This is a genomic window from Vibrio sp. AND4 (assembly GCF_000171815.1).
In the GTDB taxonomy this organism is placed as follows: Bacteria; Pseudomonadota; Gammaproteobacteria; order Enterobacterales; family Vibrionaceae; genus Vibrio.
The window spans coordinates 47840-60901 of record NZ_ABGR01000009.1 but is presented as its reverse complement, the minus strand read 5'-3'; the positions used below and the strand labels follow the sequence as shown (position 1 = coordinate 60901).

Below are 13062 nucleotides of genomic sequence, written 5' to 3'. Positions count from 1 at the left end.
CCATTACTCACCTAATCATTTGTGATTCATGCTGGTTAGAATTGGTCTTCTTCAGTAGACCCAGTTAACGCTGTCACTGACGAGTTACCGCCTTGAATAGTATTGGTCATTCTATCGAAATACCCTGTACCTACCTCTTGCTGATGCGCGACAAACGTGTAGCCTTTTTCTGCTGCCTTGAACTCAGGACGCTGAACTTTTTCAACATAATGACGCATGCCTTCACCTTGTGCGTAAGCGTGTGCCAATTCAAACATGTTGAACCACATGTTGTGGATACCTGCAAGTGTGATGAACTGGTACTTGTAACCCATATCAGCCAGCTCTTGTTGGAACTTGGCAATGGTCTCTGCGTCGAGGTTCTTCTCCCAATTGAATGAAGGCGAGCAGTTGTATGCCAACAGTTGATCTGGGTACTCAGCATGAATCGCTTCTGCAAACTTACGCGCTTCTTCTAGACAAGGCGTTGCTGTCTCGCACCAAATAAGGTCCGCATATGGCGCGTAAGCCAAACCACGAGAGATAGCTTGATCGATACCTGCACGAACACGGTAGAACCCCTCTGGCGTGCGCTCTCCTTGAATAAAGTCTTTGTCGTACGGGTCGCAATCAGACGTTAGCAGGTCTGCGGCGTTTGCATCGGTACGCGCAATGACCAGTGTTGTCGTGCCCGCCACGTCTGCTGCTAGCCGAGCCGCAACCAATTTTTGTACCGCTTCTTGGGTTGGAACCAGTACTTTCCCCCCCATATGGCCGCACTTCTTCACTGACGCTAATTGATCCTCAAAGTGAACACCCGCCGCACCTGCATCAATCATCGATTTCATCAACTCATAAGCATTGAGTACACCACCGAACCCGGCCTCTGCATCCGCGACAATTGGTAGGAAGTAATCAATACCCCCTTCGTCTTGAGGCGATTTACCTGCTGACCATTGAATTTGGTCTGCGCGACGAAATGAGTTGTTGATACGTTTCACGACTGAAGGGACAGAATCTACTGGGTAGAGCGATTGGTCCGGGTACATAGTTGAAGCCGTGTTGTTGTCTGCCGCTACCTGCCAGCCAGAGAGGTAAATCGCTTCAATACCCGCTTTTGCTTGCTGTACCGCTTGCCCTCCAGTGAGTGCGCCAAGACAGTTTACGTAACCCTTCTTTGAACTACCGTTGACCAGTGACCAAAGTTTGTCGGCTCCGCGTTGTGCGATGGTATTGGCAGGTACCATAGAACCACGTAATTCTACGACTTCTTCTGCTGTGTAGGTCCGCTTTACGTTTTTCCAGCGTGGATTGGTTGCCCAGTCTTTTTCCAGAGCTTCTATTTGTTGGCGGCGAGTTAAATTCGTCATTGGTCTATCCCTCATATTATGTACACTTTGGCGTGTGCGTTGAGTTTTCCGTTCTCAGGCAGTACATCCATATCTGCCTCGAATCCTTTACTTATTGGTAAAAAAAAATCGTTAGTTTGGCGCTTTCGATTAGTCCAAGTAGTCGTAACCTGGAATGGTTAAAAAGTTGGTCAGTTCATCGCTAGTGGTCAACCTTGCCATCAAGTCTGCCGCTTCTTCAAAACGACCTGCTTGATAACGCTGTTCACCCACCTCTTGCTTCACAACTTCAATCTCTTCTTTCAGATACAGCTCGAAAAGCGCCTTAGTGACCTTCAACCCGTTGTCGAGCGACTTACCGTGTTGAATCCATTGCCAGATAGAAGCACGGGAGATTTCCGCCGTCGCAGCGTCTTCCATCAGTCCGTAAATCGGCACGCATCCATTGCCAGAGATCCAAGCCTCAATATATTGCAACGCCACGCGAATGTTGTGGCGCATACCTTGTTCTGAGCGTTCCCCTTCGCATGGTTCCAGCAAGTCTTCAGCTGTGATTGGTGCATCCTCCACACGGCTCACATCCAATTGATTGGTACGCTGACCCAGTGTGGCGCTGAACACCTCTACCGCGGTGTCGGCCAGGCCAGGGTGCGCAACCCAAGTGCCGTCGTGACCATTATTGGCTTCCAATGATTTATCGTTACGGATCTTATCCAGTACTTGTTGATTTTCTTGAGGATCTTTTGCGGGAATAAAGGCAGCCATGCCGCCCATCGCAAACGCACCACGCTTATGGCAAGTACGTACCAGCAATCTCGAGTAAGCGTTAAGGAACGGCTTATTCATGGTCACCACTTGACGATCTGGAAGTACGCGGTCTGGGTGGCTTTTCAATGTTTTGATGTAGCTGAAGATGTAATCCCAGCGACCACAATTCAAACCAACGATGTGCTCTTTAAGTGAGAACAGGATTTCGTCCATTTCGAATACAGCAGGCAAGGTTTCAATCAGTACGGTGGCTTTGATAATGCCCGTGTCCAAACCGAAATATTCTTCGGTGAAATGAAATACGTCACTCCACCACTTCGCTTCATGATGCGATTGCAACTTTGGAATGTAGAAGTAAGGACCACTCCCCTTTTTCAGTAGCGCTTTGTAATTGTTGTAGAAATACAGAGCAAAATCGAATAGCGCACCTGGGATATCCTCACCGTGCCACGTGACGTGTTTTTCTTTTAGATGCAGCCCTCGAACTCGGCAAATCAATACCGCAGGATCTTCGACCAACTGATAATGTTTTCCATTATTTGGATTGGTGTAACTGATGGTACCGTTAACCGCATCGCGCAGATTCATTTGACCATCTAAGACTTTACTCCACGCAGGTGACATCGAATCTTCGAAATCCGCCATAAAAACTTTTACATTCGCATTCAGTGCATTAATCACCATCTTGCGGTCTGTAGGGCCGGTAATCTCGACACGGCGGTCTTGCAGATCTTGTGGAACTCCGAGGATCTTCCAACTCCCTTCACGGATGTCTTGTGTCTCTGGCAGAAAATCTGGTAGCTCGCCTGCATCAATACGTGCTTGCTTATCTTCTCGAGCTTGCAACAACTGTTCGACACGTCCGGCAAATTTGTCACACAGCAAAGATAGAAAGGTTTGAGCTTCAAAAGGGAAAATGGCTTGATGTTCAGGGCTAACCACTCCATTCACCTCAAGCATGCCTTGGGTTTGCTTCGATTGTTGTGTTTTTTGTTCTGTCTGAACAAGCATAATCATCCATCCTCAACGTGCTTTTTCAACCTTGCTTGGGCTGTCAGCCTAAAGCTACATTTGTAAGTTATGAACAACAAATTAGATCCTTCGACTTGGTGTCCACTTGGCTGTATTGTGCCTACCTCATACCTATCTGACATTGCTCTGCAAATCGAGACACAAACCTCACAAGCCCTTAATTAACCTAACCCAACAAAGGTTATAGCGAAACCCCCAAAGTAAACAAAAGGTTAATTTTGAAGTTTTATCCGGTATCAAACAAGTGTTTGATTTTTAAGTTGTATATGTAAGTTATTACGTAATTTTATTACAATAATTTTATCGGTTATTTTTGAATTCAAACAAGCGTATGAATGCTGTGGTGGGTAAAAAATCCTTGTCTACACAAGAACTAGGATAGAGAAATGAAACGCAACTCAAACAGGTTACACAGACAGTGATGTAAAATTAACATTGTGAAATTTCACTATTTTATGAAAGCTTCATGAAAGTTCATCTGTAAAATTTTACAAGTCAAAGTTGACCTACAGAATAAAATGCTAAAAAGCGCACCATTTCTAGTGCGCTTTTTAGTGTTAGATTGATGATTGCAGACTAATACCAACCACTAAAGCAGCTCAGAGACGACTTCAGCCAATTGATTGAAAGTGTTTGAGCGTGACGAACTTGGACGCCAAACCAAACCAATATCGCGATAGGCTTGTTGACCTGGGGGATCGATAACCACCAAGTTTTGGTTATGCAGCAAGCCATGATCAATCGCCATTTGCGGGATAAAAGTGGTACCCAAGCCATTCGCTACCATCTGAACTAAGGTATGCAGACTGGTCGCAGTGAATGGGTTGATCTTCTCTTTGTCCGTCAACTTACACGCTGACACGGCATGCTCAGTAAGGCAATGTTCTTTCTCCAATAAGAAGACAGATTCATTCGGCAAGTCTGCATAGCGGATCGGCATAGGCACAGAATCGACTTGATTGGCACTGATGACCATACGGAATGGGTCCTGCCCTACTACACGGCTTTCCATTCCCTCTATTTCTACGGGCAAAGCTAGGATCAAAACGTCCAATTCTCCGTGGCGGAGTGCTTGCAGTAAGTTAGTCGTCGTATCCTCTCTTAACAAAAGGTTTAACTGTGGAAAGCGGTGATTGACCTTCTGAACCAGTTCGCACAGTAGGAAAGGAGCAATAGTCGGTATACAACCCACTTTAAGCTGTCCTTCCATATCATCGCCTTGGCACAGACGCCCTAATTCGACAAGATCTTGCCCTTTCGCCAGCAGTTCTCGCCCCTGCTGTACCACCATTTCACCAGCTTGAGTGAAGACCAACGGGCTTTTTTTCTCTTTCTTCTCGTAAAGTGGACAACCAATTAACTCTTCTAGGGTTTGGATCCCCTTACTTAGGGTTGATTGGCTGACGAAACAACGCTCAGCAGCGTCACTAAAGTGTCGAGTCTCATGCAGGGTGACCAAGTAGTGTAACTGCTTCAAGCTAGGCCATTTATTCATAATTCTATTGATATCTATTGCTATTGCGGTGATCGAGATAATAGTTTCGCTGCTATCGCTTTTTTCGATGAACTCAATCTAATTATTTCGCTTTTTTCAATACTACAATCTGTACTATAGTTTGTCTCGCACAAACACGGACTAAACCTAAATAACTCAAATAGGTTTGGAACTAACCAAAATTTTTAGGAGCAAAAAAATGGTACTAGTAGGTCGTCAAGCCCCTGACTTTACTGCAGCAGCTGTTCTAGGTAACGGTGAAATCGTTGATAACTTCAACTTTGCAGAGTTCACAAAAGGTAAGAAAGCAGTAGTATTCTTCTACCCACTAGATTTCACGTTCGTTTGCCCATCTGAGCTAATCGCATTCGACAACCGCCTAGCTGATTTCCAAGCTAAAGGTGTTGAAGTAATCGGTGTTTCTATCGATTCTCAGTTCTCTCACAACGCATGGCGTAACACTGCTATCGAAGATGGCGGTATCGGTCAAGTTAAATACCCTCTAGTTGCTGATGTTAAACACGAAATCTGTAAAGCGTACGATGTAGAGCACCCAGAAGCAGGCGTTGCTTTCCGTGGTTCTTTCCTAATCGACGAAGACGGTCTTGTACGTCACCAAGTAGTTAACGATCTACCACTAGGTCGCAACATCGACGAAATGCTACGCATGGTTGATGCACTAAACTTCCACCAGAAGCACGGCGAAGTATGTCCTGCACAATGGGAAGAAGGCAAAGCAGGTATGGACGCATCTCCAAAAGGTGTTGCAGCGTTCCTATCTGAGCACGCAGACGACCTAAGCAAGTAATAGACGCACTGCCCAAGCTCAACGGGCATGTTGGTTGGATATCTATAAAGCACTAAGCTACTGCGTAAATCGCGAACGCCAATCAGTCTAAGTAAAGTCAAAAAAGCCCAGAGTTTCGCTCTGGGCTTTATTTTTATCTGTGCTTTTACCAGTAAAGAGGTAAGCCTCACACAAAAAGTTTACCTCTATTTCGCTCAGTTCCAGTACAGCTCCTCTCCTTTCATCCTGCTAGTATGTGCTGTAAAGACCACCATTAAGGACGACATCGTGAACACTCAGCTTGAAGTTTGTATTGATACAATTGAATCACTCCACAATGCAATTGCTGGTGGTGCAACCCGAATCGAACTCTGCTCCTCTCTTGCTTTAGGAGGCTTAACTCCAAGCTATGGCTTTATGCAACAAGCCGCTGACCGCTCTACCATTCCAATCTACGCAATGATCCGCCCCCGCCAAGGTGACTTCTTTTATAGTGAGGAAGAAATCGAAATAATGCGTTGGGACATTGAAGCCGCTAAACAAGCAGGCTTGGACGGTGTCGTGTTCGGTGTGCTGACTCAAGACGGAAATATCCACATGCCTTTTACAAAAGCGCTGTGTGAATTCGCTCAAGCGCTCGGATTAGGCGTGACCTTCCATCGCGCCTTTGACCAATGTCGTGATGCAGAAAAAGCCTTAGAGGAGCTGATCAGCTTAGGCTGTGAACGTATTTTGACTTCCGGTCTTGCATCTTCTGCGCCACAAGGCACCACTATGCTAAAAGCTTTGGTTGAGCAAGCACAGGGGCGTATTTCAATTATGGCCGGAGCCGGTGTGAATGCAGACAATGTGGGGCAGTTGATTGAGCAAACCAAGGTTACGGAAGTACATTTATCTGGCAAGGTTGCGCGTCCAAGCCACATGACCTTTATTGCCGAGCAGAGCAAGATGGGCGCAGCCAATGTGGACGATTTTTCGATTCCGATCACCAGTACTGAGGTCATTACTAAAGTGAGCGCTGCGCTCGGTAACTTGATTTAACGTTTTGGCTGCAGAATTACGACTTATCCGGCCTGGTTTTCAAACGTGGTTCCCCGGCAAATTCTGATCATTTCCTCACTGTAATTGTTATGAGTGCTAACATATTGATAGCAGAAGACGGGAGGATATATGGCGAAACTAAAGAAAAAGGAATACCTAAAAGCGCTAGAACAGCTGCAAATTGAATTAGTCAAACTCCAAGAGTGGGTAAAGCATAAAGGGCTGAAAGTCGTTGTCATTTTTGAAGGACGAGACGCCGCAGGCAAAGGTGGCACCATCAAACGCATCACCGAAAAACTTAATCCTCGTGTCTGCCGGATCGCTGCCCTTCCCGCCCCGACAGAAAAAGAAAAAACACAATGGTACTTCCAGCGCTACGTCGCGCACTTGCCCGCTGCTGGAGAAATTGTGTTGTTTGACCGCAGTTGGTACAACCGCGCTGGCGTTGAAAAAGTCATGGAATTTTGCACTCCAGACCAGTATGAAGAGTTTCTCCGCTCTTGCCCAGAGTTTGAACGCATGCTGCAACGCTCCGGCATCATTTTGCTTAAGTACTGGTTTTCGGTTTCCGATGAAGAGCAAGAAAAACGTTTTCTAGAACGTATCAATACCCCCATCAAACGCTGGAAGTTCAGTCCTATGGATTTGGAATCTCGTAATCGCTGGGCAGAATACTCTGAAGCAAAAGACAAGATGTTTGCCTACACAGACACGAAGAACTGCCCTTGGTGGGTGGTCCCCTCAGATGACAAAAAGAAAGCTCGATTGAACTGCATTAGCCACTTACTTAGCCAAGTTGAATACGCAGAGATTGAGCACCCCTTTATTGAATTACCGGAACTGAATAAAGAGGGTTATGTGCGAGCACCTATTGACACTCAAACCTTCGTTCCAGAGACGTATTAATCATCTTAAAACAGCATCACTTCAGTGCGTCATCGATGCTTTGGTCACCAAGATGACGTACATCTTTTCCTTTGACGAAATAAATGATGTATTCACAGATATTCTGGCAACGGTCACCCACGCGTTCAATGGCACGCGCAGACCACATCACTTGTAGAATGTGCGGAATATTTTTCGGGTCTTCCATCATGTAAGTCATCAGCTGACGAATTACGGCTTCGTATTCGGCATCCAACTTATCATCAAGCTTGTGCACTTCTGCCGCAGCCTCGACATCCATGCGCGCAAATGCATCGAGCACTTGGTGTAGCATTTGGATCGCTTGACGACATAAAGGCTCTAACGAGACCTGAAATTGACGCTCTTGCGATGATGGACTTTCAATCGCCACGTAGGCAATGCGCGTTGCAACATCACCAATTCGCTCGAGATCAGTGATGGTCTTGATGATCGCCATGATCAAACGTAAGTCTTTTGCAGTCGGTTGACGCTTCGCAATGATACGAGTACAGGCTTCGTCGATAGACACTTCCATCGCGTTGACTTTGTGATCATCACGCACAACTTTACGCGCCAGCTCGATGTCTTCCTTATGCAAGGCTTGAATAGCAAAAGACAGTTGCTGTTCTACCAAACCGCCCATAGTGAGTACATGGGTTCGAATCGATTCTAACTCTACGTTAAATTGTCCTGAGATGTGACGTCCAAAGTGCATGGCTTTTCTTTTCATCCTTCAAGGGTCGCGGCTTAGCCGTAACGACCGGTAATGTAATCTTCGGTTTGCTTCTTCATTGGAGAGGTAAAGATAGAATCCGCATCCGAATATTCAATCAACTTACCCATATGAATAAATGCAGTGTGATCGCTGACGCGCGCCGCCTGCTGCATGTTATGGGTAACGATAACGACAGTATATTGAGTCTTTAGCTCATTGATAAGCTCTTCAATCGTCAACGTTGAGATTGGATCCAATGCCGATGTCGGTTCATCCAATAATAAGACTTCTGGTTCAATCGCGACTGCGCGGGCAATCACCAAACGCTGCTGCTGACCGCCAGAAAGTCCAAATGCGTTTTCATGCAGGCGATCTTTTACTTCATCCCATAATGCCGCTGAACGTAGCGCACGTTCGACCGCATCATCCAGCATACGACTGTTCTTCATACCCTGTAGACGAAGGCCATAGACTACGTTTTCATAAATCGATTTGGGGAATGGATTTGGACGCTGGAAAACCATCCCCACTCGGCGACGCAACGTGGCAACATCCACACTTGGGTTGTAGACATTCTTACCGTGCAAGCGCACTTTCCCCGTCACTTTACAACCTTCAACTAAGTCGTTCATGCGGTTGATACAGCGCAACAACGTGGATTTACCACAACCTGACGGGCCAATAAATGCCGTAACACGCCCTTTCGGAATGCGCATGGAAATATCGTGAAGCGCCTGTGCCTGACCATAGAAAAGATTAAGGCCCTCAATCGAGATCGCCGTTTGTTCATCCGTTAGATTATGCACATCCAGCGGCGGTTCATAACCCAATGTATTATCAAAGTTAAACATGCTTAATCTTGCCCTAAAGTTCGGTATTTCTCTCGCAGGTTATTACGAATACTGATTGCTGTTAAGTTGAGGCCGACAATAACCGTCACGAGTAAGAAGGAGGTCGCATAAACCAGTGGACGCGCGGCTTCGATATTTGACGTTTGGAACCCAACATCGTAAACCTGAAAACCAAGGTGCATGAATTTTCTGTCTAAATGCACGTAAGGGAATTGTCCATCGACGGGCAAGCTAGAAGCCAACTTCACAACGCCCACTAACATTAATGGCGCCACCTCACCCGCTGCACGGGCGACGGCGAGAATCAAACCCGTAATGATCGCAGGGGTAGCCATAGGTAAAACGACACGCCACAGTGTTTCAAATTGCGTTGCCCCCAACGCCAATGAACCATGACGCACCGAACTCGGAATGCGAGTTAGCCCTTCTTCTGTCGTCACAATAACCACTGGCAGCGTCAAGACAGCTAACGTCAGTGCAGACCACAACAAGCCCGGCGTACCAAAGGTTGGAGCGGGTAATCGTTCGGCGTAAAACACGTTATCAATGGAGGCACCAATGGTATAAACAAAGAAACCCAAGCCAAATACACCATAAACGATGGAAGGAACACCAGCTAAGTTAATCACCGCAATGCGGATCATTCGAGTAAGGGCATTATTCTTAGCGTATTCATGCAAATAAATGGCCGCAACCACACCCAACGGCATCACTATGATAGACATGATGATAACCAAGAAAACCGTACCAAAAATCGCCGGGAAAACACCGCCTTCAGAGTTGGACTCACGAGGCCCCTCAGATAAAAACTTCCAAACCTGTTTCCCCCAGTGAGCAACTTTCTCGGGCAATGACATTTGGTTTGGATGCCAGTAATCCAAAATATCCTCTAGAGGAATCGAAACCTGAGCTCCGGTCATGTCTTCAACAATGAGCGTGTAATCGGAGAAACCCAAACGCAATCCATCAAGTTGGCTATCTAACTTCGCCAATTCAGCCTCAATCTCAGATTTGCGTTGATTGTTGTCTAGCAAAAAGTCTTCGCTAATGGTGTCATTCAGCTCGTGCTTACGTCTGTCCAAGCGAAGCTGCTCTAACTGCCAGCCTAAGTCTTTTACCTTGTCATCCACCAGCATATCGATTTCATGATGTAAGGTTTGCGCATCATCCAGTTTCTGCTCCAAAAGCGTTGGAATCTTGCTTTCGTAGCGTGTTGCACCATCTTGGAAAGCAACAAACTTACCGAAGAAGTAGCCACCACGGCTGCGTTCAATCACAGCCCATTCGTCAGGCGTTGTCGGCTCATCCAACTGCATGCTCAGCACCGAGATAAAATCCGCAGGGTACAATTCACGGTTGGCGATTTTGATGTTTAGACGCGTCGCGAACTCTTCGTCACCAGCTAATTTATCCGCCGCTTCTTGTGGTAAGTAGCTTCTTGGCACAAAACTGCGTTCGTAAACCTGACCGACCAGAATCGAATTTTCCGGCAGCACTTCGCCCTGTACCGGAGTCAGCGCAGCAACATTCCACTGATAAAGGGGGGCAGGCCAAAAATAAGTGAGCCCCTTCCAGCCAATCAATAGCAATAAGCCGAGAACTGAAAGCAAGCTGATGCTTACTGCCCCGCCAGTTAGCCAAATCCAAGGTGCGCCAGAGCGAATCCAATTTAACACGCGAATACTCGCTCTTTTATTAACTGATTATAACGCACGATATTTGTCTCTTAGTCTTTGACGAACCCACTCTGCCAAGGCGTTCACCGCAAAGGTGAAGACAAACAAAATTAGCGCAGATAGGAACAACAATCGGTAGTGAGAGCTGCCGACTTCAGATTCTGGCAACTCAACCGCTATGGTGGCCGATAAGCTTCGTAAACCCTCGAGGACATTCCAGTCCATCAGTGGCGTATTCCCCGTTGCCATTAACACAATCATGGTTTCACCCACTGCGCGACCAAGCCCCATCATGATCGCCGAAAAGATACCCGGACTGGCTGTTAGCAACACCACATATATCAGGGTTTGCCAGGGCGTCGCACCCAGTGCTAAGGAACCATCTGATAAATGTTTCGGCACAGAGAAAATCGCATCTTCTGCAATGGTGAAAATCGTTGGAATAACCGCAAAGCCCATTGCTAAACCAACCACCAGCGCATTACGTTGGTCAAAACCAATACCATGGTCGGTCAGGAACAAACGCATGTCACCGCCAAATAAGACTCGCTCAAGCCATGGCGATACCCACACAACCAAACCGATCAACAGCAAAAGCAAAGGCATCAACACCAAGGCATGCCATCCATTTGGCAGGCGGTTACGAACTGTTTTTGGGATCAGCGCCCATAGGCCGCCCACCACCATAGTGCCCAGAGGCAACACAAACAGCATCATTACAACAGTAATCAGATGGTCCTCGACAATAGGGGCAAACCAAAGACCAGCAAGAAAACCAATAATAACGGTCGGTAAAGCTTCCATCAGCTCAATTGACGGCTTCACCACACGCCGCATGCGTGGTGACATAAAGTAAGCGGTGTAAATGGCACCAAGCACCGCTAACGGCACGGAGAATAACATCGCGAACATCGCCGCTTTGATGGTACCAAAGGCAATTGGAACTAGGCTAAATTTTGCTTCAAAATCATCACTGCCTGAGGTGGATTGCCACACAAACTCTGGCTCAGGGTAACCCTCATACCAGACTTTTTGCCATAAGGCGGAGAAAGAAACTTCTGGGTATGGATTATCAACTAAAACGACGTTCAATTTATCGTTTTGCCAAGTCACCAGATAGCGCTCATTATTCGACATTGCCGCCATTGCTGGCGCTTGTTGGTAAGCACGTTGAAATAGCACCAATTTCTCACTGGTGGTGTAGTGGCTTTGCACCGTACCGTTAGTATAAAAGCTGTAAAAACCTTTGCGATGTGAATCTGGCAGTAAGTACTTAAGCTCTGATGCTAACTTAAAGTCACGAATGTGAGTCAAAGTACGCCTATCGCCTTGCAAGGTATCAAACCACTGTGAAACACGACCATCATTGTGCGTAACAAGCAGAGAATATGCCCCAGCCAACAAATCCATCGTTCTTACCGAGTGTTTTGTCTCGCCCTGAGTCAGATCAATCACTTCGCGTACGGAGAATTTATTGTCATCTTTTACCAAGACGATCAGCTCCGACCCATTGCGTAAATATAAGTTGTTGCCGTCTGGTGTCAGCAGCATTTGGTCTGGAGTATCAAAGCCCGAAGAGAAAGTGTAATCACGGGTTATAGGTGGTGCATCTAATAACTGGGGAACTTGCCAACGCGCTTTTAATTCGCCCCTCTGTGTTCGCCAAACCAGGGTTGGCGTTTGCGAAGAAGCACTAAAAACAAATTGAGTTACGGGGTCTGATGTACCTGTTAGTTGCATATCCATGGTACTTCTAAAGCGTACAACTTCTGGGGCTCGAGTGTTTTCACGTAGCGTCGCGTTAAATTCCGGCTTAAATATGTGCGCTTTACCTCGGTCATCGACTAGGCCATACCAACCCACTCCTGGAGCGGATTGAGAAAACACAACTGGGTTATTCGCTACCTGCTGAGTAAGCAGCACAGGCTTGCTAGAATCATCAAGAGGAACGAATTGCACCTCGCCAGATTGGGTCACAACCAAACCGATTTGCGCGTAATCATCAATCGAAATTGCGAGTGGCTTCCCGCTTTGGGTTATTCTAGATGCATAATTGGTCTCAATCTCTGCGTCAGAAAACAGAGGGATAACAACCATTGCAAGGTAAACAAAGATCAAAACAAGGGCGGCTAAAACGCCCACGCCACCGGATGTCACTGCAAATCGGACTAAACGATCTTTAATCAATCGCTTCTTATCTTTTTCCTGCAATGAAAACTCGGCTTGTGCCATTAATCTCTCTACCCTTTTTGACTCAGTACTAGAATATGTCGTTAAGATGACAATTATATTACAGTTCACATTAAACAACTGAAAAGAATACAACTCTTATTCAGGCCGTGTTGCCAAATAAAACTGTCGTATTCATCATCGTCAGTAATCTTTGACAATTAAAACAAGCGAGAATGACCTGTTATTGACTACGATTGATATAACGTAAGATGGTGTACAAACTCCTCTTTA

At 46.3% G+C, this 13062-nt stretch carries 10 protein-coding genes; 3 read left to right on the top strand and 7 right to left on the bottom strand.

Annotation, left to right across the window (positions count from 1 at the left end; translation table 11 throughout):
• Positions 1–35 precede the first annotated feature (35 nt).
• From aceA to AND4_RS11390, 3 genes are all read right to left on the bottom strand, one after another.
• Positions 36–1349, bottom strand: coding sequence for an isocitrate lyase (aceA, locus tag AND4_RS11400; RefSeq protein WP_009843119.1), 1314 nt, complete (start codon positions 1347–1349; stop codon positions 36–38).
• Between the two features lie 129 nt (positions 1350–1478).
• Positions 1479–3107 (bottom strand): malate synthase A, encoded by a 1629-nt coding sequence (gene aceB, locus AND4_RS11395; RefSeq protein ID WP_009843118.1) that lies wholly within the window; start codon positions 3105–3107, stop codon positions 1479–1481.
• Between the two features lie 610 nt (positions 3108–3717).
• Positions 3718–4623 carry a hydrogen peroxide-inducible genes activator gene (locus tag AND4_RS11390; RefSeq protein WP_009843117.1) on the bottom strand — a complete coding sequence of 302 codons (906 nt, stop codon included), beginning with the start codon at positions 4621–4623 and terminating at the stop codon, positions 3718–3720.
• Between the two features lie 199 nt (positions 4624–4822).
• On the opposite strand from AND4_RS11390, the gene AND4_RS11385 reads away from it, so the two are divergent.
• From AND4_RS11385 to ppk2, 3 genes are all read left to right on the top strand, one after another.
• Complete coding sequence (locus tag AND4_RS11385; RefSeq protein WP_009843116.1) at positions 4823–5431, top strand: peroxiredoxin C; 609 nt, start codon at positions 4823–4825, stop codon at positions 5429–5431.
• Positions 5432–5698: 267 nt separating this feature from the next.
• Positions 5699–6451, top strand: coding sequence for a copper homeostasis protein CutC (locus tag AND4_RS11380; protein WP_009843115.1), 753 nt, complete (start codon positions 5699–5701; stop codon positions 6449–6451).
• A gap of 129 nt (positions 6452–6580) precedes the next feature.
• On the top strand, positions 6581–7357 hold the full coding sequence (gene ppk2 / locus AND4_RS11375; RefSeq protein WP_009843114.1) for a polyphosphate kinase 2: 777 nt from the start codon (positions 6581–6583) through the stop codon (positions 7355–7357).
• Positions 7358–7373: 16 nt separating this feature from the next.
• On the opposite strand, the gene phoU is transcribed toward ppk2, so the two are convergent.
• The 4 genes from phoU to AND4_RS11355 are packed head-to-tail and all read right to left on the bottom strand — an operon-like array spanning position 7374 to position 12831.
• A complete protein-coding gene (phoU, locus tag AND4_RS11370; RefSeq protein WP_009843113.1) occupies positions 7374–8072 on the bottom strand; it encodes a phosphate signaling complex protein PhoU in 699 nt (232 codons plus the stop codon).
• A gap of 32 nt (positions 8073–8104) precedes the next feature.
• Entirely contained in the window at positions 8105–8923 is an 819-nt protein-coding gene (gene pstB / locus AND4_RS11365) for a phosphate ABC transporter ATP-binding protein PstB (RefSeq protein ID WP_009843112.1), read from the bottom strand.
• Between the two features lie 2 nt (positions 8924–8925).
• Complete coding sequence (pstA, locus tag AND4_RS11360) at positions 8926–10599, bottom strand: phosphate ABC transporter permease PstA (RefSeq protein WP_009843111.1); 1674 nt, start codon at positions 10597–10599, stop codon at positions 8926–8928.
• Between the two features lie 27 nt (positions 10600–10626).
• Positions 10627–12831, bottom strand: a complete 2205-nt coding sequence (locus AND4_RS11355) for an ABC transporter permease subunit (protein ID WP_009843110.1) — start codon at positions 12829–12831, stop codon at positions 10627–10629.
• Positions 12832–13062: the final 231 nt, after the last annotated feature.